The following is a 21,498-nucleotide window of genomic DNA, read 5'->3' as shown; positions in this document are numbered from 1 at the left end:
AGTGCAAGGATTTTGTGCGAAGACCGGGAACGATCAGAAATTGGGCACAATGGGAACTAACCCACTGTTCCAACAAGCAAAAGGATTGGGACGTGATCAACCGACGCGACCTCATGAAATACTCGCTGCTGGGCGCGGCAACGGCGCCACTGGCCGGCCTCTCCACCCCGACCTTCGCAGCCGGCAAAGTGGCAATCACCGAAGCGCTGCGGCTCGGCATGTACAACTCGCTTTACGTCGCGGCTGACAAGGGACTGTTCGCCAAGCATGGCCTCGATGCCGACCTCTCCACCGCCGGCGGCATCGCGCTGCCGGTGCCGATTCTGCTTTCAGGGCGCGGCCAAATCGGGGTGACCAGCCCGGGCATGTCGGTGAATGCAGTGCGCGAGGGCGGCAAGATCAAGAACATCGCCAAGATCGTCGGCGGCGTGTCGATGTGGGGCATTGCGAAACCCGACAGCAAGATCAGGACGATCGAGGATCTCCGCGGCAAGACCATCGCGACGCTGAAATTCCCCTCTTCGACGATCCAGGTGCCGACCTATGCGATCAAGACCATCGGTAAGTTCGATCCGAAGGAGGCCGGCGTCACGTTCCTCGAACTGCCGCCGGGCGCGCAGGCCGCCGCGGTGAAGGACGGCCGCGCCGACATCGCTACCGCCTTCGAATGGGACGTCAGCATCGCCGCCGAGCAGTTCGGCCTCGTGCCGGTGCTGTCCTTCGCCGATGCGCTGGGATCGCTCTGCTTTACCACCGCGATGGCGACGGAAGAGACGATCGCGAGCAACCCGGCCGCCATCCAAGGCTTTTGCAATGCGATCGCAGAAGCGCAGAAGCTGATGCACGAGAACAACGCTGTTTTCACCGAGGTCGCCGAAAAATACTTCACGAAGGTCACACCATCTGTCGTCGCCAGCGCAACGAAGAACTTCTTCGGCTCGAAGACCGCGATCCCGCGCAACCCGACCATCTCCGCCGACGAGTGGGACCGCGCGATGCGGCTCGAGCAAGGCGGCGGCGCAGTGCAATCCGCACTCCCCTATACGCAGATGGTCGATAACCGCTTCGCCGAGCAGGCGACCAGGCAGTTCGGTCTCGCGTGATGATCGTGAACACCTCCGACGCGCGCGAGCAGCGCTTTGTCACGCTCCCGGCGCGGCCCGAGCCGCTCCGGCTCGCGGTCGACGAGACGGCCGTGGTCGTCGTCGACATGCAGAACGCCTATGCCTCGCCGAACGGCTATCTCGACCTCGCCGGCTTCGACATCTCCGGCGCCAAGGCCGCGATCACGGCGATCCAGGACGTGGTGGCGGTCGCGCGGGGCGCCGGCGTTCCCGTGATCTTCTTCCAGAACGGCTGGGACGCCGACTATGTCGAGGCCGGCGGGCCGGGCTCGCCGAACTGGCACAAGTCGAACGCGCTGAAGACGATGCGCAAACGGCCCGAGCTGCAAGGCAGGCTGCTCGCCAAGGGCGGCTGGGACTATGCGCTGGTCGACGAGCTGCAACCCAAGCCCGGCGACATCGTGGTGCCGAAGACGCGCTATAGCGGCTTTTTCAACAGCCAGTTCGACAGCATCTTGCGCGCCCGCGGCATCCGCAACCTCGTGTTCTGCGGCATCGCCACCAATGTCTGCGTGGAATCGACGCTGCGCGACGGCTTCCATCTCGAATATTTCGGCGTGATGCTGGAGGACGCAACGCACCAGGCCGGTCCCGACTACATCCAGAAAGCCTCAATCTTCAACATCGAGACCTTCTTCGGCTGGGTCTCGTCCGCGAGCGATTTCCGCCGCGCCTTTGCCCAGACCGAAGCCGCTCCAGCAAAAGAGGATACGCCATGACCGACCGCGCCATCATTCCGCCGGGCACCCACGCGCCCATCGCCCCGTACTCGCCGGGCATGATGGCCGACAACGTCATCTACGTCTCGGGCACGCTGGCGTTCGATTCGAACAACGACGTCGTCCATGAAGGGGATGCCGCCGGCCAGACCCGGCATATCCTCGAGACCATCAAGCGCGTACTGGAGGCGGCAGGCGCGAGCCTGGCCGACGTCACCTTCAACTCGATCTTCATCACCGACTGGGCGAACTATGCGGCGGTCAACAAGGTCTATGCCGAATATTTTCCCGGCGAGAAGCCGGCGCGGTACTGCATCCAGTGCGGCCTCGTGAAGCCCGCCTGCCTCGTCGAGATCGCCTCGATCGCGCACAAGAGGGCGTGAGGTGGCCGTGCTCGATGCAGGCCAGGCCGCAGTGACAGGCGCGCGGTTCAAGCTGCCCACCGCAGCCCGGATCGCGCTGCTCCAGATCGCACTATTGGTCGCACTGCTGGCGGCGTGGGAGCTTGCGATCCGCCTCGGCTTCATCGCCGTCTATCTCTACGGCCAGCCGAGCGGCATCATCGCGAAGGCGGGCAAGCTCATCGCCAGTGGCGAGTTGCTACGCGACGCCGGGCTCACCGCATGGGAAGCCATCGCCGGTTTCCTGATCGGCACGGTGCTCGGCAGCGCTGCGGGATTGTCGCTATGGCTGTTCCCGACCGGCGCGGCGGTGCTGCGGCCGTACCTGATCGCGCTCAACGGCCTGCCGAAAATCGCGCTGGCACCGCTGATCATCGTCTGGTTCGGCATCGGCCTCTCCTCGAAGATCGCGATCGCGGCGATCATCACCTTCATCGTCGCGGTCATCACCGCACTCCAGGGAGCCAAGGAGGTCGACGCCGATCTCGTCAAGCTGCTGCGCTCGCTTGGCGCTTCGCGCTGGAAGACCTGGCGCACCGTGATCGTGCCCGGCGCGATGCCGTGGATCGTCGCGGCCTTCCGCCTCAATGTCGGCTTTGCCCTGATCGGCGCCGTCGTCGGCGAGTACATCGCCTCGAAAGAGGGCCTCGGTTACATGATCTACTATGCCGGCGTGCTCTACGACCTCAACGCGGTGTGGGTGGGCATCGCGGCGCTGATGGCGGTGGCGCTGCTGATGTACGCCGCGATCGACCTGATCGAGCGGCGCCTGCTGTCCTGATCCGAAACTCATCACTCAATAGCTGGGACGTCATGGCTTTTGCACGCAGCAAGGATGCCGAGATCTATTACGAAGTTCACGGGCACGGTACGCCGGTTTTGCTCTCGGTCGGCATGGGCGGCAGCGGCTCGTTCTGGGCGCCGCAGCTGGATGCGCTCACCGAGCGCCATCAGGTCATTCTCTACGATCACGTCGGCACCGGCCGCAGCGCACGAAGCGATCGCAGCATCGCCGGCATGGCCGACGACATCGCCAGCGTGCTCGACCATGCAAACGTCGATGCCGCGCATGTCGTCGGCCACGCCATCGGCGGCATTGTCGGCATCGAGCTGGCGCTGCGTCAGCCGAAACGCCTGCGCAGCCTCACCATCGTCAACGGCTGGGGCCGCGCCGATCCGTTCCTGCGGCGCTGCTTCGAGATCCGGAAAGCGCTGCTCAACCAGTCCGGACCGCAAGCCTATGTGCGCGCGCAGCCGCTGTTCCTCTATCCGCCGCAATGGATCTCCGAGAACATCGCCCATCTCGACGCGGAGGAAGAACGCATCCTGAAACACTTCCCCGCCGTCGCGACGATGAACCAGCGCATCGACATGTTCCTGGCATTCGAGGGCGGCCGGCGCCTCAAGGAGATCAACGTACCTACGCTGCTGTCGTCCGCAAAGGACGACGCGCTGGTGCCGGCCTATCTCACCCGCGAACTCGCCGCTTCCATTCCCGGCGCGCGCGTGCACGAGGTGGGTTGGGGGGCGCATGCCTTCAGCGTGGTCACACCGAATATCTTCAACGACACGCTGCTCGACTTCTGCAGGGAGGTGGACCGATGAACGCGCTCGCGCAGAATATTGCAGGCTCGGAGCCGATCGTGCTGCGCGCCGAGAATGTCGGCGTCACCTTCGAAGGCACCGGCCGTCCGGTCGAGGCGATCCGCAAGGTGGATTTCGAGCTGCGCCGCGGCGAGACGCTCGCGATCGTCGGCCCCTCCGGCTGCGGCAAGTCCACGCTGTTCAACGCCATCGCCGGCCTGCTGCGGCCGACCCGAGGCCATGTCGAGGTCGGTGGCCGCCGCGTCGACGATGCCGCGGGCCATGTCGGCTACATGCTGCAGAAGGATCTGCTGCTGCCGTGGCGCAGCGTGCTCGACAACGTCATGCTGGGGCTGGAGATCCGCAAAACGCCGAAGTCGCGCGCGCGCGAGATCGCACTGGGGCTGATCAAGACCTATGGCCTCGCCGGCTTCGAACAGGCCAAGCCCGCGGCGCTCTCCGGCGGCATGCGCCAACGCGTCGCCATCATGCGCACGCTCGCCTTCGATCCCGAAGTGATCCTGCTCGACGAGCCGTTCTCGGCGCTCGACTTCCAGACGCGCCTGCTGATGCAGGCCGACGTCTCCCGCATCATCGCCGAGCGCGGCAAGAGCGCGATCCTCGTCACTCACGATATCGGCGAAGCCATCGCCATGGCCGACCGCGTGCTGGTGCTGAGCGCACGGCCCGCCACGGTGCGCGCGCTACACGTGATCGAGTTGCCGCGGGAGGGCCGCGATCCCGCCGCGCTGCGCACCGATACAGCGTTCCAGCACTATTTTGCTGAGATCTGGGCCGACCTGGAGAAGCCTGCCGGCGTCGCGTGAGGCGAGCCTACCCCTATGTCGGGCCGGGCCACTCGGGCCCTGAACGGTGTGGCCTTCAATGGGCAAAAGGCTCAGCGCGAGGAATTGTACGCTGTTCTGCACTGAATGGCCGAAAATGGCGCGCCCGGAACGATTCGAACGTCCGACCCTCAGATTCGTAGTCTGATGCTCTATCCAGCTGAGCTACGGGCGCATCTTCGCAAACAGCGATAGCGGGCATGACCCGCGACGCAGCTCCCGGAGGACCGGGAGGAGTGCGAAAGAGCGCTCTGACTAACCGCTCTTGTCCCGATTGGCAAGGTCCGGCTCGCCGGTATTTTGGGGCATTTCCGCACCTCTGTTCGTCATTCCGGGGCGCGACGAAGTCGCGAGCTATGGTGCGCAATTGCGCACCTGAGAATCCATAACCACCAGCCGGGGTTATGGATTCCGGACCCGACCCTTCGGGTCGTCCCGGAATGACGGAAGGAATGGAGATCGCCCCGCTCGTTCGCTCGGCCTCTGGCCGACTACGCCCTCTGCCGCTCGTTGCGGATGGAGAGCAGTTCCACGGGGCGATCGGGGATGACGATCCGGAAGGTGGCGCCGATGGTGCCTTCGACCAGGTGGATGTCGCCGCCATGGGCGCGCACCAACTCGGCTGCGATGGCGAGGCCAAGGCCGCTGCCGCCGGGGCGGCCGGAGGTCTGGAAGGCCTCGAACAGGTGCTCCCGGGTCTTCTGGGGGACGCCGGGGCCGGTGTCGGAGACCTCGATGATCGCGACGGCGCCTTCGCGCTTACCGATGATCCGGATCTGCTGGACGCGGCCCTCACCCGATGCGTGGCTTTCGAGCGCCTGGGCGGCGTTGCGGACGAGGTTGAGCAAGACGCGGAACAACTGGTCAGGATCGGCATCCACCGCCAGCCCGCGCTCGATCGCGGCGACCCAGGCGATCGAGGCATCGTTGGCGAGCCCCGCGGTCTCGCGCACCTCGAGCACGACCGGCTCGATCAGGATCATGCGGCGGTCGGGCGCGGCCTCCTGGGCGCGGCCGTAGGACAATGTCGACTGGCAGAAGGCGATGGCGCGTTCGAGCGAGCGCACGAGCTTGGGCGCAAAGCGCTGCACCCGCGGATCCGGCACGCTGGCGAGCTGGTCCGACAGGAGCTGGGCCGAGGCGAGCAGATTGCGCAGATCGTGATTGATCTTGGAGACGGCGAGGCCGAGGGCGGCGAGCCGGCTCTTCTGATGCAGCATCGACATCAGGTCGCGCTGCATGTCCGACAATTCGCGCTCGGCCACCCCGATCTCATCGCTGCGCTGGCTCGGCACGATGATCCCGGCCGAACTCTCCGGGTTCTCATGGAAGCCGACCAGGCTCGCCGTCAGCCGCCGCATCGGCCGCACGAAGAGATAATGGAGCGCGAGATAGACGAGGCCCGCCGTCAGCACCGCGATGATCAGCGCGACCACCACGAGGTTGCGGGAGAAGCGGTACATCTGCTGCCGCAGCGGCAGCTCGTCGGTGACGATCTCGATGAACTGGGCATTGCCGACCCCGGGTCCGACGATGCGGATGGCCTGGTTCCCGGTCTCCAGCATCATCCGGAACGAGCCGGTGATCGCCTCCCAGGCCGTCATGTCGCGCAGGTCGATGTCATGCTCGAGGGCGGACGGGATGTTGTCGCTGGCGAGCAGACGGCGCTGCTGGCCCATCTTGATGGCGACGGCACGGGCATTGATGCTTTTCAGGATCTGGCGCGACAGCGAATCGGGAACCATGCCGAGCGGCGCCGCATCCAGCACCAGCGCCGCCGTATTGGCCGCCGCAACGCGGTCGTTCAGCCGGTTGACCCAGAAGTTGGCGATGGCCGGCACATAGAGCAGCACCGCGGCGATCATCACCAGGGGAATGGTCAGCAGCAGCAGCTTGCCAGACAGCCCGAGCCCGCGCGTCCCGCGGGGGCGCATCGCCGGCTGCTCCGGCTGATCCAGATCCTGGATCGGCTGGCGATCTGTGGCTACCACGAAATTCGCCCCTGTTGGCCTTGGCGGATGGAGGATGCGGCCCGCCCGGAGTCCGGTCAAATTACGGATCGCTAATCTACCAAGGTGGGATGTAAGTGCTGATATCGCGAGTCGCCACCTCAAGGGTTAAAAACCTCGCACAAACAGCGATATTCACTGGAATCGCGCGCTTGTGCGGCGTTGACGAAAAGAAGACGCTCCCTTATAAGCCGCGCAAATTGTCCGCGATGACCCGGTGCAACACCGGGAGCGGCTCTCTAAGGGCCGGAAAGGGCCCGTTTTGGGCCGCATCTTCCGGACTTTACCATCAATTCTACAGGCAAATTGCCCGGTCAGCGGAGAAAAACCCGTGAAGCGGACTTATCAACCCAGCAAACTGGTGCGCAAGCGCCGTCACGGCTTCCGCGCCCGCCTCGCCACTGCCGGCGGTCGCAAGGTCCTCGCCGCCCGCCGCGCCCGCGGCCGCAAGCGTCTGAGCGCCTGAGCCGGACCCCCTTTTTGGGATTTCATCATGGATCGGCTGAGGCAGCGGGCGGATTTCCTCGCCGTTGCCAATGGCGCGCGGGTGAATAGTCCCGCGTTCGTCCTGCAAAGCCGTCGCCGCGATGACTTTGGTCCGATCCGGATCGGCTTCACCGTCACCAAAAAGAACGGCAACGCCCCCGAGCGCAATCGCATCCGGCGCCGGCTTCGCGAATTGGTGAAGCGGCTCGACCCGGTGTCGATGCAGCCTCATCATGACTATGTGCTAGTCGGACGAAGGGACGCGCTCTCGCGCGACTTCGCCACCATGCTCGACGATCTGCGCATAGCGTTCACGAAGCCCGCGCGGCATACGGCCAAAGCGCGCGGCCAGAGGCCCGGCCCCGCTCCCGCTGCCATCCGCAAACCGGATTGATGACGAGACATTCGAGATGACCGATAATCGCAATACCATCCTGGCCGTCATTCTGTCCGGCCTTGTGCTGATCGCCTGGCAGTATTTCTACAACGTGCCGCAGATGGAGAAGCAGCGCGCCCAGCAGCAGGCGCAGACCGAGCTTCAGAAATCCACGCCGCAGCCGACGGCCTCGGCGACTCCCGGCACCGCGCCGCAGCCGGGCAGCGTGACCCAGCCGGCGACACCGGGCGCGGGCCAGCAGGGCCAGCCGGTCGTCGCCCGCGAGGCCGCCATTGCAGCCGGTCCGCGCGTGAAGATCGAGACCCCGCGCATCGCCGGCAGCATCTCGCTGAAGGGCGGCCGGATCGACGACATCGCGCTGGTGCAATTCCGCGAAACGGTCGACCCGAAGTCGCCGCCGATCGTCCTCTATTCGCCCTCGGGCACGGCGGAGCCCTACTACGCCGAGTTCGGCTGGGTGGCGGCGACGGGCGTGACGGCGAAGATGCCCGATGCCCAGACCGTCTGGCAGCAGGACGGCAGCGGCAGCCTGACGCCGACGACGCCGGTGGTGCTGAAGTGGGACAACGGCGAGGGCCTCACCTTCCGCCGCACCATTGCGGTCGACGACCATTATCTCTTCACCGTCAAGGACGAGGTGAGCAATGTCGGCAACGCGCCGGTCACGCTCTATCCGTTCGCGCTGATCTCGCGCCACGGCGCGCCGCAGGTGTCGGGCTATTACATCCTGCATGAAGGCCTGATCGGCTATCTCGGCGACCACGGCCTGCAGGAATACGCCTACAAGAAGATCGACGAAGCCAAGGCGGTGAACTTCAAGGCCACCAATGGCTGGCTCGGCATCACCGACAAGTACTGGGCCTCGGCGCTGCTGCCGGACACCAATGCCCAGCTCCAAGCGCGCTTCTCGTCGAACCCGGTCGGCAACGTCCACACCTACCAGACCGACTACCTGCTCGATCCCGTCACCGTCCCCATCGGCGGCACCGGCACGGCAAACGCGCGGCTGTTCGCCGGCGCCAAGGAAGCCGGCGTCGTCGGCGTGTTCCCGTTCGCCGGGCTCGGCGGCTACAACAAGGAGCTCGGCCTCAACCATTTCGATCTGCTGATCGACTGGGGCTGGTTCTACTTCCTCACCAAGCCGATGTTCCTCGGCCTCGACTTCTTCTTCCGCTTCTTCGGCAATTTCGGCATCTCGATCCTGCTCGTCACCGTGATCGTGAAGCTGCTGTTCTTCCCGCTGGCGAACAAATCCTACGCCTCGATGGCGAAGATGAAGTCGATCCAGCCGCAGCTTCTGGCGCTGAAGGAGCGCTATCCCGACGACAAGGTGAAGCAGCAGCAGGAGATGATGGAGATCTACCGCAAGGAGAAGATCAATCCGGTCGCCGGCTGTCTTCCCGTGCTGATCCAGATCCCGGTGTTCTTCTCGCTCTACAAGGTGCTGTTCGTCACCATCGAGATGCGGCACGCGAAGTTCTACGGCTGGATCAAGGACCTCTCGGCGCCGGATCCGACCAATTTGTTCAACCTGTTCGGGCTGCTCCCGTTCGATCCGACCACGATTCCCGTGTTCGGCCATTACCTCGCGCTCGGCATCTGGCCGATCATCATGGGCATCACGATGTGGTTCCAGATGAAGCTGAACCCGACGCCGCCGGATCCGACGCAGCAGCTCATCTTCAACTGGATGCCGCTGATCTTCACCTTCATGCTGGCGGGCTTCCCGGCGGGCCTCGTGATCTACTGGGCCTGGAACAATCTGCTCTCGGTGATCCAGCAAAGCTACATCATGCGCCGCAACGGCGTGAAGGTGGAGCTGTTCGACAATCTCAAGGCGACGTTCGCGCGGAAGGCGACGTAGGTCCCTCACGATCGCGCCCCGTCATGCGGGCGCAAGAGCCTCCACATCGTCATGCCCGGGCTCGTCCCGGGCATCCACGTTTTGGAAGCTCGCCCAGTAACAAGACGTGGATGGCCGGGACAAGCCCGGCCATGACGAAAGGATAGAGGCTTCGCATGACCGATGACAAAGATGCGAAGCTGATCGAAGCCGGGCGAAAGCTGTTTGCCCGCGACTGGCAGTTCATCTGGGCCTCGCCCTCGATCGCCACGCTGCCGCCGATGGCGGGGCTGGAGATCGCCTTTGCCGGCCGCTCCAACGTCGGCAAGTCCAGCCTGATCAACGCGCTGACGGGGCGCAACGGCTTGGCGCGGACCTCGCATACGCCGGGCCGCACTCAGGAGCTGATCTTCTTCGAGGTGCCCGGGAAAAGCGACCTGCGCCTCGTCGACATGCCCGGCTACGGCTATGCCAAGGCGCCGAAGAGCCAGGTCGCGTCCTGGACCGAGCTGATCCACAAATTCCTGCTCGGCCGCGCCTCGCTGGCGCGCGTCTATGTGCTGGTCGACGCGCGGCACGGCCTCAAGGACGTCGATCTCGACGTGCTTGGGACGCTCGACCGTTCCGCCGTCAGCTACCAGATCGTGCTGACCAAGACAGACCAGGTGAAGGCCGCCGAGCTGCAGGCGCGCATCGCCGAGACCGAGGCTGCGCTGGCCAAGCACCCGGCCGCGTTTCCGACCGTGCTCGCGACCTCCTCACGCAGTTCGACCGGCATGGAGAGCTTGCGCGCCGCGATGGCGAAGCTGTTGGAAGAGCGGAGCAAGTAATGGTGGCCCATCGCCTCCTGATCGGGCTTGCCGGATTGATGGGCGCCGCCGGCGTCGCGCTGGCCGCGGCCTCCGCCCATGGTGCCGATGCGAGCCGGCTGGCATCGGCGAGCGCGATGCTGCTGTTTCATGCAACGGCCATACTCGCCGTCGGCGCGCTGCTCGCGCGCGGCCTTCTGCATGGCGGAATTGGACTCGTTGCGGCGTTCGGCTTCGTGATCGGCGCCGCGCTGTTCGCGGGCGACCTCACCTTGCGGCAGTTTGCGGGCCATTCGCTGTTTCCGATGGCGGCACCGACCGGCGGGACGGTGATGATTGCAAGCTGGCTCGCGGTGACGCTGGCGGCGGTGGTGAAGAAATAGGTCCTACTTTCTTCCTTCTCCCTTGTGGGAGAAGGTGGCGCGAAGCGCCGGATGAGGGGTTCTCTCCGCATCCACCGCTGCGATAGCGTCACTCGCGGAGAGGACCTCTCACCCGTCTCGCCGTTGCGCGGCGATCCACCCTCTCCCACAAGGGGAGAGGGCAAGAACGCACACTTTGCGCCGCGCCCGGCAATCGGATAGAACGCGCACCGACCGTCCCGCCAGCGAGACCGCGACATGACCGACATCTCTCCGCTCGACCAGGCCCGCATCCTGTCCGAAGCGCTGCCGCACATGCAGCAATATGACGAGGAAACCATCGTCATCAAATATGGCGGCCATGCCATGGGCGACGAGGCAACCGCGAAGAACTTTGCCCGCGACATCGTGCTCTTGGAGCAGACTGCGATCAATCCGGTGGTGGTGCATGGCGGCGGCCCGCAGATCGCGACCATGCTCAAGCGCCTCGGCATCGTGTCGGAATTCGCCGCCGGCCTGCGCATCACCGATGCCGCGACCATCGAGATCGTCGAGATGGTGCTGGCCGGCTCCGTCAACAAGCAGATCGTCGGCTACATCAACGAAGCGGGCGGCAAGGCCGTCGGGCTGTCAGGCAAGGACGGCAACATGGTGAAGGCGTCGAAGACGACGCGCACCATCGTCGATCCGGGCTCGAACATCGAGAAGGCGATCGATCTCGGTTTCGTCGGCGACCCGGAGAAGGTCGACCTCACGCTGCTCAACCAGCTGATCGGCTACGAGCTGATCCCGGTGCTGGCGCCGCTCGCGACCTCGCAGGACGGCCAGACGCTGAACATCAACGCCGACACCTTTGCCGGCGCCGTCGCGGGCGCGCTGAAGGCCAAGCGCCTGCTGCTGCTCACCGACGTGCCGGGCGTGCTCGACAAGTCGAAGAAGCTGATCCCGCAGCTCTCGGTCAAGGACGCGCGAAAGCTGATCGCCGACGGCACCATCTCGGGCGGCATGATCCCGAAGGTGGAGACCTGCATCTACGCGCTGGAGCAGGGCGTGCAGGGCGTCGTCATCATCGATGGCAAGATGCCACACGCGGTGCTGCTCGAGCTCTTCACCAACCAGGGCACGGGCACGCTGATCCACAAGTGATGCGGGAGCGGACCAAGGGAGCCGTCATGACCGGGCTTGTCCCGCCTGCGCGGCAGAAGCCGCTTCGGCGCGGCGAAAGCCCGGCCATCCACGATCTTTCCTGCCGCGCCAAGAGCGTGGATGCCCTGCACAAGGCCGGGCATGACGAACGAAGGCCGAGGCCACACCGCCGCTCCCCACTCACCCGCCTCCTGATGACGCTGCCGGCCGCAGCCGTCTCGTTCCTGTTCTCCTCCGCGCCGGCCTTTGCCGACCTCAAGATCTGCAACCGCATGTCCTATGTCGTGGAGGCCGCGATCGGTATCGACGACAAGGCGGCGACCGCGACGCGCGGCTGGTTCAGGATCGATCCCGCCACCTGCCGCGTGGTGGTGCAGGGCACGTTGACGGCCGACCGCATCCTGCTCAATGCCCGCGCGCTCGGCGTCTACGGTGCTTCCCCGATCCCGCAAAGCGGCCGCGACATGCTGTGCGTGGCGCAGGACAATTTCGTCATCGCCGCGGCGCGACAATGCCGCAGTGGCCAGACGCAAGTCCCGTTCACGCAAGTGACGCCGACGCAAGGAGCCGATGGCAACCTCGTGGCCTATCTCGCCGAGGATTCCGAATATGACGACGAGCAGGCGCGCCTCGCCGGCATCCAGCGGCTGCTGGTGATCGCAGGCTACGACGCAGCGCCGATCGATGGCGTCGACGGGCCGAAGACGCAAGCCGCGCTGGCCGCCTTCCTGAAGAGCCGCGGGTTGTCGTCCGACGTCGTGGCCTCGCCGAACCTGTTCAAGACCATGGTCGAGGCCGTGCAGACGCCCTCTGCGACCGGCCTCACCTGGTGCAACGACACGCCGCACAAGGTGATGGCCGCGATCGCGACCGATGACGGCAAGTCCGTGACGAGCCGCGGCTGGTATCGCATCGATCCCAAGACCTGCCTGCACCCCGATGTGACCGGCCAGCCCAAGCAGATCTTCAGTTTCGCGGAAGCGGTCGACGCCGACAACCGAATCGTCAAGCTGAAGGATCGGCCACTGAACTGGGGCGGCGACAGGCAACTCTGCACGCGCGAGACCAAGTTCGAGACCAGCGAGCAGACCGATTGCGGCGCGCGCGGATTTGCGCCGACGGGCTTTGGCGCCGTGGACATGTCGAGCGGCGGCAAGACGCTGCGGTTCGCGGTGCCGTGATGGTGTTGGTTCGATGAGCGCGCACGCGCCACAATCTCCGCTGTCGTCCCTGCGAACGCAGGGACCCATAACCACAGGCTTTGGTTATGGCGGGAGATGCCAACTACGCTTCTTCGCCAAACTCCTCCCTGGGGATATGGGTCCCGGATCTGCGCTTCGCTTGTCCGGGACGACAGCAGTGAGTGGGGCAGCGCTTGCGATCGATAGATAGAGATTTGGTATGACCCCGCCCCGCACTTTCGCGCACGTCGACACCTGGGTGTTCGACCTCGACAACACGCTCTATCCGCATCACGTCAATCTGTGGCAGCAGGTCGATGCGCGGATCGGGGAGTTCGTCTGCAACTGGCTGAATGTCGGCCCGGAGGAAGCGCGGGCGATCCAGAAGGACTATTACCGGCGCTTCGGCACCACGATGCGCGGCATGATGACCCTGCATGGCGTCTCCGCCGACGACTATCTCGCCTACGTCCACAAGATCGACCACTCGCCGCTGGAGCCGAATCCGGCGCTCGGCGCTGCCATCGCAAAGCTGCCGGGCCGCAAGCTGATCCTGACCAACGGCTCGGTCGACCATGTCGACGCGGTGCTGGCGCGGCTCGGCTTCGCCTCGCATTTCGACGGCGTGTTCGACATCATCGCCGCCGAATTCGAGCCCAAGCCGGCGCAGCAGACCTACCAGAAATTCCTCAGCCAGCATGCGGTCGATCCGACCCGCGCGGCCATGTTCGAGGACCTCGCCCGCAACCTCACCGTCCCGCACCAGCTCGGCATGACCACGGTGCTGGTGGTGCCGGATGGGACGAAAGAGGTGGTGCGCGAGGATTGGGAACTGGAGGGCCGGGATTCCGCCCATGTCGACCATGTCACGGATGATCTGGCGGGGTTTTTGGGCAGGTTGTCGCCGCGATAACAACTGTCGTCCCGGGCAAGCATAAGCGCAAACCCGGGTCCCATAACCACAGGGAGTGGTTGTGGCGCGAGATCGATAACTCCGAGTCCTCGCCAAGCGACTCCCTGTGGTTATGGGTCCCGGATCTTCGCGCGCCTGAGGGCGCGCTTGTCCGGGACGACAGCGGAGCATGGGTAACGGCCGAGTATGCCTTGACTCCGTCGCCCAAATCCCGAAAAAGCGCCCCAATCCATCAAAATTCCCGCTCCCCAGAGGAAATCCCGATGTCCCTTGCAGCCCTCGAATCCACCATCAACAGCGCCTTCGAGGCGCGAGACGGCATCTCGACCACGACCAAGGGCGAGGTGCGCGAGGCCGTGGACCAGTCGCTGGAGATCCTCGACAAGGGCGAGGCGCGCGTTGCCGAGCGCGGCGCCGACGGCAAGTGGAAGGTCAATCAATGGCTGAAGAAGGCCGTGCTGCTGTCCTTCCGCCTCAACGACATGGGCGTCATTCCCGGCGGCCCCGGCAAGGCGACCTGGTGGGACAAGGTGCCATCGAAGTTCGAGGGCTGGGGCGAGAACCGTTTTCGCGACGCCGGTTTTCGCGCGGTGCCGGGCGCCGTCGTCCGCCGCTCGGCCTTCATCGCCAAGAACGTCGTCTTGATGCCGTCCTTCGTCAATCTCGGCGCCTATGTCGATGAGAGCACGATGGTCGACACCTGGGCCACCGTCGGCTCCTGCGCGCAGATCGGCAAGCGCGTGCACATCTCGGGCGGCGCCGGCATCGGCGGCGTGCTCGAGCCGCTGCAGGCCGAGCCCGTCATCATCGAAGACGATTGCTTCATCGGCGCGCGCTCCGAGGTCGCCGAAGGCGTGATCGTGCGCAAGGGCGCGGTGCTGGCGATGGGCGTGTTCCTGGGCGCCTCGACCAAGATCGTCGACCGCGAGACCGGCGAAATCTTCATGGGCGAAGTGCCGGAGTATTCCGTCGTAGTGCCCGGCGCGCTGCCCGGCAAGCCGATGAAGAACGGCCAGATCGGCCCGAGCACCGCATGCGCCGTGATCGTCAAGCGCGTCGACGAACGCACGCGGTCCAAGACCAGCATCAACGAGCTGCTGCGGGATTGATCCGACGCGCATGACCGATGCTCTCTCCATTGCCCGCGATCTCATCCGCTGCCCCTCGGTGACCCCGGCCGATGCCGGCGCACTGGGGGTGCTCGAGAAGGCCCTCAACGCGGCCGGCTTCACCTGCCACCGCGTCACCTTCAGCGAGCCGGGCACCGCCGACGTCGACAACCTCTACGCGCGGATCGGCACGGCAGGTCCGCACATCACCTTTGCGGGCCACACCGACGTGGTGCCGCCGGGTGACGAGAGTGCCTGGAGCGTCGGCGCATTCTCCGGCGAGGTGAAGGACGGTGTCCTGCACGGCCGCGGCGCCGTCGACATGAAGGGCGGCATCGCCTGCTCGGTGGCTGCGGTGCTGGCGCATCTCGCGGCCAATGGCGGCAAGCCGCGCAGCGACGGCAAGGGGTCGATCTCGTTCCTGATCACGGGCGACGAGGAAGACGTCTCCGTCAACGGCACCGTCAAGCTGTTGAAATGGGCCGCCGAACGCGGCGAGAAATTCGATCATTGCGTGCTCGGCGAGCCGTCTAATGTCGAGACGCTCGGCGACACCATCAAGGTCGGCCGCCGTGGCTCGCAGTCCGGCACGCTCGTCGTCGACGGCGTGCAGGGCCATGTCGCCTATCCGCACCGCGCGTCAAATCCTGTGCCGGACATTTCGCGGCTGATCGTGGCGATCTCGGACGAGCCGCTCGACCACGGCAGCGCGCAATTTCAGGCCTCCAATCTCGAATTCACGTCAGTGGACGTCGGCAACAAGGCGTTCAACGTCATCCCCGGCGAGGCCCGCGCAAGATTCAACATCCGCTACAACGACAACCACACCCAGGCGAGCCTGCGCGAGCTGGTCGAGGCCCGCCTCGCCAAGGCCTGCGGCAACCGCATCAAGGCCCGCATCGTCTGGGAGCCGTCGAACTCCAACGTGTTCGTGACCAAGCCCGGTCCGTTCACCGATCTCGCGGTGTCCGCGATCGAGGAGGTGACGGGGCGCAAGCCGGAGCTATCGACGTCGGGCGGCACCTCGGATGCGCGGTTCATCGCGAGCTATTGCCCGGTGATCGAGTTCGGGCTTGTCGGGCAGACCATGCACCAGGTCGACGAGCGCGTGCCGGTCAAGGATCTGGAGAAGCTGACGAAGGTGTATCGCGGGATTCTGGCAAGGTATTTTGGGTGAGGCGCAATTCTCGCCAAACACTCCGCCGTCATGCCCGGGCTTGTCCCGGCCACGACGCGGCTGGCGGCATCAGCCCCTCAATAATCCACCTTCATCAGATACAGTCCCTCCGGCGGGGCGACGATGCCGCAGGCGGCGCGGTTGCGGGCTGCTAACGCGGCAGAGAGATCGTCGGCGGTCCAGCGCCCCTCGCCGACCCAGACCAGCGAGCCCACCATCGAGCGTACTTGGCTGTGCAGGAAGGAGCGCGCCGAAGTGAGAATCGTGATCTCGCGGCCGTCGCGCAGCACGTCGAGCTGGTCGAGCGTCTTCTCCGGCGACTTGGCCTGGCACTCGGTGTCGCGGAAGGTCGTGAAATCGTGCTTGCCGAGCAGGCGCTGCGCCGCCGCATGCATCGCGTCGGCATCGAGCTTGCGCGGCACGCGCCAGGCGTGGCCGGCGTCGAGCGCGAGATTGGCGCGGGTGTTGACGATGCGATAGCGGTAGTGGCGCTTGACCGCCGAGAAGCGCGCCTCGAAGCTGTCGGGCACGATCTCGGCCTCGAGCACCGCGATCGGATGCGGGCGCAGATGCGCGTTGAGCCCGTCGCGAAAACGGCCCGGTGGAAACGACTTGTCGACGTCGACGTGGGCGACCTGGCCGCGCGCATGCACGCCGGCATCGGTGCGGCCGGCACCGTGCACGCGCAAATCCGCCCCGGTCATCGCCTTCACGGCCGCCTGCAGCGCGCCCTGCACCGACGGCAGCGATTCCTGCATCTGCCAGCCGAAGAACGGCGCGCCGTCATATTCGATGGTGAGCTTGTAGCGGGGCATTTTATCCAGTTTCACTGTCATTGCCCGCGAAGGCGGGCAATCCAGTACTCCGCAGCCTATCCGTTCAGCCGAGAAGCCTCGGCGTACTGGATACCCCGCCTGCGCGGGGTATGACAGCCTCAGCTGAATTTCGCTCCGGCCTTCAACGGCACGCCGCGCAGGAAGTCCGCGGCCTGCATCCGGCCCTTGCCCTCGCGCTGGAGCTCGATGATGCGGATCGCGCCCTCGCCGCAGGCAATGGTGAGATGATCGTCGAGCACCGTGCCCGGCTCGCCCGCGCCTTGCGCGAGCTCACAGCGCAGGATCTTGACGCGCGCATTCTCGAGCTCGCTCCAGGCGCCGGGAAACGGCGACAGGCCGTGGATGTGGCGCAGCACGGCGCGCGCCGATCTGGTCCAGTCGATCCGCGCCTCGGCCTTGTCGATCTTGGCGGCATAGGTGACGCCGTCCTCGCCCTGCTTCCTGAGCTGGAGCCCGCCGCGTTCGAGCGCGGCCATCGCGCGCACCATCAGATCGGCACCCAACCGGGACAGGCGATCGTGCAGATCGAGCGCGGTCATGCTGTCTGATATCGCGATGCGCTCGGCCATGGCGACGTCGCCGGTGTCGAGGCCGACATCCATCCTCATCACCATCACGCCGCTCTCGGCATCACCTGCCATGATCGCGCGGTTGATGGGCGCGGCGCCGCGCCAGCGCGGCAACAGCGAGGCGTGCAGATTGTAGCAGCCGAGCCTGGGGGCATCGAGGATCGCCTGCGGCAGGATCATGCCGTAGGCGACGACGACGGCGGCATCGGCCTCGAACGCGCGAAATTCTTCCAGCGCCTCCGGAGTCTTCAGCGTCTTCGGCGTCAGCACGGGAATGCCGAGTTTTCGCGCCGCTTCCTCGACCGGCGTCGGCTGCAATTGCAGGCCGCGCCGCCCGCCGGGCTTCGGGGCGCGCGTATAGACGGCTGCGATCTCATGGCCATGCGCGACGAGCTCGAGCAGCGTCGGCACGGAGAAATCGGGCGTGCCCATGAAGATGAGGCGAAGGGGCATGTGGCGAGACAATCCTCGAAACGAGCAAGGTACTCGTCATGGCCGGGCTTGTCCCGGCCATCCACGTTCTCCCTGCTCGAGGCGGCAAAGAACGTGGATGCCCGGCACAAGGCCGGGCATGACGCTGGAGGACCTGGCCTACTCCACCGCGCGCTTGGCGGCTTTCTCGAACTTCTTCATCACGCGGTCGCGCTTGAGCTTCGACAAATAGTCGACGAACAGCACGCCGTTGAGATGGTCGATCTCGTGCTGGATGCAGGTGGCGAAGAGGCCTTCGGCGTCCTCCTCGTGCACCTTGCCGTCGAGATCGGTGAAGCGCACGCGCACCTTCGCAGGGCGCTCGACCTCCTCGTAATATTCGGGGATCGACAGGCAGCCTTCCTCGTAGACCGACAGTTCCTCGGACGAGGCGATGATCTCGGGATTGATGAAGACGCGTGGGAGCGGCTTGGTCTCACCGTTCTCGTCGCGCTTGGCGAGGTCCATGGTGATCAGCCGCAAGGGCTGCGCGACCTGGATTGCCGCGAGGCCAATGCCGGGCGCGTCGTACATGGTCTCGAACATGTCGTCGGCAAGCTTTCGGATCTCCGACGTGACCTTCTCGATCGGCTTGGAGACCAGGCGCAGCTGCTTGTCCGGCAGGATGATGATTTCTCGTAGGGCCATGGCGGCGATTTAAGCCGCGCGCCGGATGCGGTCAATGCGGCCAGGAACCCCGTTAACCCTCCGCTAACCATAAAACTTCAGGTTTCGTTAACCATAGAAATTAACGGAGCATTCACCCTAAATGTTCGCTATTCGTTCGTCTGCCCCGGCGAATCGGCTAGAAGGGTCGGCATGAACGACATCATCCTCATGCTCGGCGAGTGGCCGGTGCTCGTCGCGGACGCGCTGATCGGCTTCGGTGCCCTGGTTCTCATCCTGCTGGTGGTGATTGCGGTCGTGATCGCGCGATCCGGGCGGCGCGGCGCGGAACTCGCCATGGCCAACGCCATCCGGGCCGACGAACTCGAGGAACGCTTGAGCGAGGTGCTGCGGGCGCAGAGCGAGTCGTCGGGCCGGGTCGATGCCATGACCCAGGCTCTGGCCGGCCGCCAGGCCGAGATGGCGCGGGCGGTGAACGAGCGGCTGGATTCGGTGACCCACCGCGTCGGCCAGTCCATGGAACACTCCACCCGCAACACCATGGAGAGCCTGCGCGCCCTGCACGAGCGACTCGGCATCATCGACAGCGCGCACAAGAACCTCACTGATCTCACCACCCAGGTAACCACCTTGCGCGACGTGCTCGCCAACAAGCAGTCGCGCGGCGCCTTCGGCCAGGCGCGGATGGAGGCGATCGTCCAGGACGGGCTGCCGAAGGGTGCCTACGAGTTCCAGTTCACGCTCTCCACCGGCAAGCGCCCGGACTGCGTCGTGTTCCTGCCCGATCAGCGGCCGCTTTGCATTGACGCCAAGTTCCCGCTGGAAGCGATGACGGCGCTGCACGACGCCCGCACCGACGAGGAACGGCGCATCGCCACGCAGCGGCTGCGCGGCGACGTGATGAAGCATGTCAGCGACATCGCGGAGAAATACCTCGTCGCCGGCGAGACCCAGGAGATGGCGCTGATGTTCGTGCCGTCGGAATCCGTCTACGCCGAGATCCATGACGGTTTCGACGACGTGATCCAGAAGGCCTATCGCGCCCGCGTCGTGCTGGTGTCGCCCTCGCTGCTGATGCTCGCGATCCAGGTGATGCAGCAGATCATGAAGGACGCGCGCATGCGCGATGCCGCCGACCAGATCCGCACCGAAGTGATCAAGCTTGGCGACGACCTCGGCCGCCTGCGCGATCGCGTGCTGAAGCTGCAAAAGCACTTTGCCGACGTGAACGAGGACGTGCGCCAGGTGCTGATCTCCGCCGACAAGATCGAGAAGCGCGCGGGACGAATCGAGGAGCTGGATTTCAGCAAGAGCGATGCGCCGGAGGCTCCGCGGCTGGTGGCGACAGCCGCGCCGGATCTGTTCCCGCGGAAGCTCCAGGCGGGAGAGTAGATGCCACGCCGTCATGGCCGGGCTTGTCCCGGCCATCCACGACCTTTGAGCGGCGCCAAGAACGTGGATGCCCGGGACAAGCCCGGGCATGACGAGTTTTGTAGCAGAGGCAGCACCCCCAGAATCTGCTAACACCGCCCCATGACCGCACCCGACGCGACCTCGCCTGCCGACGCTCCCGCTGCCTCCTGGCGCGACAGCCTTGCCGTTTACCTGCAGCCGCGGGTGCTGATTGTGCTCTTCCTCGGCTTTTCCTCGGGGCTTCCGCTGGCGCTGTCGGGATCGACGCTGCTGGTGTGGATGGCCGAGGCGGGGGTCGATCTCGGAACGATCGGGCTCTTTGCACTGGTTGGAACGCCGTACACGCTCAAGTTCCTGTGGGCGCCTCTGGTCGATGCGCTGCATGTACCGTTCTTCACGCGCACCTTTGGCCGCCGGCGTGGGTGGCTGGTGTTTTCGCAGCTGTTGCTGATCGGCGCGATCCTGCTGTTGGCGCTGACCGATCCGGCGCGCTCGCCGCTGTTCGTCGCGCTTGGTGCGCTCCTGGTCGCGACGATGTCCTCGACGCAGGACATCGTCGTCGATGCATTCCGCGTCGAGAGCCTGCCCGAAAGCGAGCAGGCGGCCGGCATGGCCGCCTATGTCGCGGCCTATCGCATCGGCATGCTGATATCGACTGCGGGCGCCCTGTTCATCGTCACCGGCTTCGAGACGATCGTCCCGCGTGGCGCCGCCTGGATGTGGGGCTATGTGGTGATGGCGGCTCTGGTGCTGATCGGCACGGTGACGGCGCTGGCCGCCACCGAGCCCGCACAATCCAAGCGCGCCGAGGCTGCCACGCAGAACGAGGACGCGCTCATGCGGGTGTTCCATGCCGCGATGGGCGCGTTCTCGGAATTCCTGAGCCGCAAGGAAGCGTGGGCGGCGCTTGCCTTTGTCGTGCTGTTCAAGTTCACCGACGCGTTCTCCGGCAATATGACCGTGCCGTTCGTGATCGACATCGGCTTCACGCGGAACGACTACGCGGTGATCGTGAAGGGCGTCGGCATCGCAGCGACCCTGGCCGGCGGTTTTGCGGGCGGCTTCGTGGCACGGCGCTATTCGCTCGCAACGAGCCTGTGGATCGGCGGCATCGTACAGGCAATCTCAAACCTGTCGTTCTCGTGGCTGGCACTCGTCGGCGTCAATGAATGGGCGCTGACCCTCGCAATCACTTCCGACAATTTCTGCAACGCCATCGGCACCGTGATCTTCGTCGCCTATCTCTCCGCACTGTGCCAGAACCCGTTGCACACCGCGACCCAATATGCGCTGCTGACGGCGCTCGCCGCAGTGGGACGCACCTATTTGTCAACGGGCGCGGGCTATCTGGCGAAAGCGACGGGCTGGCCGATGTTCTTCGCGATCTCCGTCCTCGTCGCCATCCCGAGCCTGATGCTGCTGGCTTACTTGCAGAAGCGTGACCATTTCGACAGGTTGGAGCCGACGCGGGTGTGAG

At 65.3% G+C, this 21,498-nt stretch carries 22 protein-coding genes and 1 tRNA gene; 18 read left to right on the top strand and 5 right to left on the bottom strand.

Annotated elements, in window-relative coordinates; translation table 11 throughout:
• Nucleotides 1-92: 92 nt before the first annotated feature.
• Genes H1B27_RS14405 through H1B27_RS14380 form a run of 6 tightly spaced genes read left to right on the top strand, consistent with a single transcriptional unit; the run spans nucleotide 93 to nucleotide 4,655 of the window.
• Complete coding sequence (locus H1B27_RS14405; RefSeq protein ID WP_197966501.1) at nucleotides 93-1,103, top strand: ABC transporter substrate-binding protein; 1,011 nt, start codon at nucleotides 93-95, stop codon at nucleotides 1,101-1,103.
• Between the two features lie 5 nt (nucleotides 1,104-1,108).
• Entirely contained in the window at nucleotides 1,109-1,843 is a 735-nt protein-coding gene (gene rutB / locus H1B27_RS14400) for a pyrimidine utilization protein B (RefSeq protein WP_245312043.1), read from the top strand.
• Complete coding sequence (rutC, locus tag H1B27_RS14395; RefSeq protein WP_061879585.1) at nucleotides 1,840-2,226, top strand: pyrimidine utilization protein C; 387 nt, start codon at nucleotides 1,840-1,842, stop codon at nucleotides 2,224-2,226. The genes rutB and rutC overlap by 4 nt, the downstream gene beginning before the upstream one ends.
• A gap of 1 nt (nucleotide 2,227) precedes the next feature.
• Nucleotides 2,228-3,025, top strand: coding sequence for an ABC transporter permease (locus H1B27_RS14390; protein ID WP_063816662.1), 798 nt, complete (start codon nucleotides 2,228-2,230; stop codon nucleotides 3,023-3,025).
• A 32-nt stretch (nucleotides 3,026-3,057) separates the two neighbouring features.
• Nucleotides 3,058-3,849, top strand: a complete 792-nt coding sequence (rutD, locus tag H1B27_RS14385; RefSeq protein WP_197966500.1) for a pyrimidine utilization protein D — start codon at nucleotides 3,058-3,060, stop codon at nucleotides 3,847-3,849.
• A complete protein-coding gene (locus H1B27_RS14380) occupies nucleotides 3,846-4,655 on the top strand; it encodes an ABC transporter ATP-binding protein (protein WP_197966499.1) in 810 nt (269 codons plus the stop codon). Before rutD ends, H1B27_RS14380 begins: the two co-directional genes overlap by 4 nt.
• Before the next feature lie 116 nt (nucleotides 4,656-4,771).
• Here H1B27_RS14380 and H1B27_RS14375 read toward each other — a convergent pair.
• A tRNA-Arg gene (locus H1B27_RS14375) sits at nucleotides 4,772-4,848 on the bottom strand.
• A gap of 316 nt (nucleotides 4,849-5,164) precedes the next feature.
• The gene (locus H1B27_RS14370; RefSeq protein ID WP_210343348.1) at nucleotides 5,165-6,607 is read right to left on the bottom strand and encodes an ATP-binding protein; all 1,443 of its coding nucleotides are present in this window, start codon (nucleotides 6,605-6,607) and stop codon (nucleotides 5,165-5,167) included.
• A gap of 406 nt (nucleotides 6,608-7,013) precedes the next feature.
• Here H1B27_RS14370 and rpmH point away from each other — a divergent pair, with 406 nt between their 5' ends.
• From rpmH to dapE, 10 genes are all read left to right on the top strand, one after another.
• Nucleotides 7,014-7,148, top strand: a complete 135-nt coding sequence (gene rpmH, locus H1B27_RS14365; RefSeq protein ID WP_008542748.1) for a 50S ribosomal protein L34 — start codon at nucleotides 7,014-7,016, stop codon at nucleotides 7,146-7,148.
• A gap of 27 nt (nucleotides 7,149-7,175) precedes the next feature.
• Nucleotides 7,176-7,562, top strand: a complete 387-nt coding sequence (gene rnpA / locus H1B27_RS14360; RefSeq protein WP_197966497.1) for a ribonuclease P protein component — start codon at nucleotides 7,176-7,178, stop codon at nucleotides 7,560-7,562.
• Between the two features lie 16 nt (nucleotides 7,563-7,578).
• On the top strand, nucleotides 7,579-9,429 hold the full coding sequence (gene yidC / locus H1B27_RS14355) for a membrane protein insertase YidC (protein ID WP_061879589.1): 1,851 nt from the start codon (nucleotides 7,579-7,581) through the stop codon (nucleotides 9,427-9,429).
• 155 nt (nucleotides 9,430-9,584) lie between these two features.
• Nucleotides 9,585-10,238: a ribosome biogenesis GTP-binding protein YihA/YsxC gene (yihA, locus tag H1B27_RS14350; protein ID WP_061879590.1), complete on the top strand. Its 654-nt coding sequence runs from the start codon at nucleotides 9,585-9,587 to the stop codon at nucleotides 10,236-10,238.
• Nucleotides 10,238-10,600 (top strand): DUF423 domain-containing protein, encoded by a 363-nt coding sequence (locus tag H1B27_RS14345; RefSeq protein ID WP_197966496.1) that lies wholly within the window; start codon nucleotides 10,238-10,240, stop codon nucleotides 10,598-10,600. The genes yihA and H1B27_RS14345 overlap by 1 nt, the downstream gene beginning before the upstream one ends.
• A 237-nt stretch (nucleotides 10,601-10,837) precedes the next feature.
• Nucleotides 10,838-11,725 (top strand): acetylglutamate kinase, encoded by an 888-nt coding sequence (gene argB, locus H1B27_RS14340; RefSeq protein WP_028176345.1) that lies wholly within the window; start codon nucleotides 10,838-10,840, stop codon nucleotides 11,723-11,725.
• A gap of 194 nt (nucleotides 11,726-11,919) precedes the next feature.
• Nucleotides 11,920-12,906, top strand: coding sequence for a DUF1036 domain-containing protein (locus tag H1B27_RS14335; protein WP_197966644.1), 987 nt, complete (start codon nucleotides 11,920-11,922; stop codon nucleotides 12,904-12,906).
• Nucleotides 12,907-13,126: 220 nt separating this feature from the next.
• Nucleotides 13,127-13,819: a pyrimidine 5'-nucleotidase gene (locus tag H1B27_RS14330; protein ID WP_197966495.1), complete on the top strand. Its 693-nt coding sequence runs from the start codon at nucleotides 13,127-13,129 to the stop codon at nucleotides 13,817-13,819.
• A 263-nt stretch (nucleotides 13,820-14,082) separates the two neighbouring features.
• Entirely contained in the window at nucleotides 14,083-14,928 is an 846-nt protein-coding gene (dapD, locus tag H1B27_RS14325; protein WP_061879594.1) for a 2,3,4,5-tetrahydropyridine-2,6-dicarboxylate N-succinyltransferase, read from the top strand.
• Nucleotides 14,929-14,938: 10 nt separating this feature from the next.
• Nucleotides 14,939-16,105: a succinyl-diaminopimelate desuccinylase gene (dapE, locus tag H1B27_RS14320; RefSeq protein ID WP_197966494.1), complete on the top strand. Its 1,167-nt coding sequence runs from the start codon at nucleotides 14,939-14,941 to the stop codon at nucleotides 16,103-16,105.
• A 77-nt stretch (nucleotides 16,106-16,182) separates the two neighbouring features.
• Here the strand turns inward: dapE and truA are convergent, their stop codons facing one another.
• From truA to def, 3 genes are all read right to left on the bottom strand, one after another.
• Complete coding sequence (gene truA, locus H1B27_RS14315) at nucleotides 16,183-16,920, bottom strand: tRNA pseudouridine(38-40) synthase TruA (RefSeq protein ID WP_197966493.1); 738 nt, start codon at nucleotides 16,918-16,920, stop codon at nucleotides 16,183-16,185.
• A 119-nt stretch (nucleotides 16,921-17,039) separates the two neighbouring features.
• Entirely contained in the window at nucleotides 17,040-17,963 is a 924-nt protein-coding gene (gene fmt / locus H1B27_RS14310) for a methionyl-tRNA formyltransferase (protein ID WP_197966492.1), read from the bottom strand.
• A 138-nt stretch (nucleotides 17,964-18,101) separates the two neighbouring features.
• A complete protein-coding gene (gene def, locus H1B27_RS14305; RefSeq protein WP_035669190.1) occupies nucleotides 18,102-18,629 on the bottom strand; it encodes a peptide deformylase in 528 nt (175 codons plus the stop codon).
• A 171-nt stretch (nucleotides 18,630-18,800) separates the two neighbouring features.
• On the opposite strand from def, the gene H1B27_RS14300 reads away from it, so the two are divergent.
• Together H1B27_RS14300 and H1B27_RS14295 are read left to right on the top strand one after the other, a co-directional pair.
• Nucleotides 18,801-20,000: a DNA recombination protein RmuC gene (locus tag H1B27_RS14300; RefSeq protein WP_197966491.1), complete on the top strand. Its 1,200-nt coding sequence runs from the start codon at nucleotides 18,801-18,803 to the stop codon at nucleotides 19,998-20,000.
• Between the two features lie 141 nt (nucleotides 20,001-20,141).
• On the top strand, nucleotides 20,142-21,497 hold the full coding sequence (locus H1B27_RS14295; protein WP_197966490.1) for an AmpG family muropeptide MFS transporter: 1,356 nt from the start codon (nucleotides 20,142-20,144) through the stop codon (nucleotides 21,495-21,497).
• The last annotated feature ends 1 nt before the right edge of the window (nucleotide 21,498 follow it).

This window comes from Bradyrhizobium diversitatis (assembly GCF_016031635.1).
Classification (GTDB): domain Bacteria; phylum Pseudomonadota; class Alphaproteobacteria; order Rhizobiales; family Xanthobacteraceae; genus Bradyrhizobium; species Bradyrhizobium diversitatis.
Note: the sequence above shows the minus strand (reverse complement) of the source record. Positions and strands in the feature narration are given on the sequence as shown.

What these genes read in the sequence shown, in the direction of transcription:
- dapE (WP_197966494.1), top strand. Translation starts at nt 14,939, where the DNA reads ATGACCGATGCTCTCTCCATTGCCCGCGATCTCATCCGCTGCCCCTCG.
- argB (WP_028176345.1), top strand. Translation starts at nt 10,838, where the DNA reads ATGACCGACATCTCTCCGCTCGACCAGGCCCGCATCCTGTCCGAAGCG.
- H1B27_RS14370 (WP_210343348.1), bottom strand. Translation starts at nt 6,607, where the DNA reads ATGCGCCCCCGCGGGACGCGCGGGCTCGGGCTGTCTGGCAAGCTGCTG.
- H1B27_RS14380 (WP_197966499.1), top strand. Translation starts at nt 3,846, where the DNA reads ATGAACGCGCTCGCGCAGAATATTGCAGGCTCGGAGCCGATCGTGCTG.
- def (WP_035669190.1), bottom strand. Translation starts at nt 18,629, where the DNA reads ATGGCCCTACGAGAAATCATCATCCTGCCGGACAAGCAGCTGCGCCTG.
- H1B27_RS14295 (WP_197966490.1), top strand. Translation starts at nt 20,142, where the DNA reads ATGACCGCACCCGACGCGACCTCGCCTGCCGACGCTCCCGCTGCCTCC.
- truA (WP_197966493.1), bottom strand. Translation starts at nt 16,920, where the DNA reads ATGCCCCGCTACAAGCTCACCATCGAATATGACGGCGCGCCGTTCTTC.
- rutC (WP_061879585.1), top strand. Translation starts at nt 1,840, where the DNA reads ATGACCGACCGCGCCATCATTCCGCCGGGCACCCACGCGCCCATCGCC.
- H1B27_RS14335 (WP_197966644.1), top strand. Translation starts at nt 11,920, where the DNA reads ATGACGCTGCCGGCCGCAGCCGTCTCGTTCCTGTTCTCCTCCGCGCCG.
- yidC (WP_061879589.1), top strand. Translation starts at nt 7,579, where the DNA reads ATGACCGATAATCGCAATACCATCCTGGCCGTCATTCTGTCCGGCCTT.
- H1B27_RS14345 (WP_197966496.1), top strand. Translation starts at nt 10,238, where the DNA reads ATGGTGGCCCATCGCCTCCTGATCGGGCTTGCCGGATTGATGGGCGCC.
- dapD (WP_061879594.1), top strand. Translation starts at nt 14,083, where the DNA reads ATGTCCCTTGCAGCCCTCGAATCCACCATCAACAGCGCCTTCGAGGCG.
- fmt (WP_197966492.1), bottom strand. Translation starts at nt 17,963, where the DNA reads ATGCCCCTTCGCCTCATCTTCATGGGCACGCCCGATTTCTCCGTGCCG.
- H1B27_RS14300 (WP_197966491.1), top strand. Translation starts at nt 18,801, where the DNA reads ATGAACGACATCATCCTCATGCTCGGCGAGTGGCCGGTGCTCGTCGCG.
- yihA (WP_061879590.1), top strand. Translation starts at nt 9,585, where the DNA reads ATGACCGATGACAAAGATGCGAAGCTGATCGAAGCCGGGCGAAAGCTG.
- H1B27_RS14330 (WP_197966495.1), top strand. Translation starts at nt 13,127, where the DNA reads ATGACCCCGCCCCGCACTTTCGCGCACGTCGACACCTGGGTGTTCGAC.
- rnpA (WP_197966497.1), top strand. Translation starts at nt 7,176, where the DNA reads ATGGATCGGCTGAGGCAGCGGGCGGATTTCCTCGCCGTTGCCAATGGC.
- rutD (WP_197966500.1), top strand. Translation starts at nt 3,058, where the DNA reads ATGGCTTTTGCACGCAGCAAGGATGCCGAGATCTATTACGAAGTTCAC.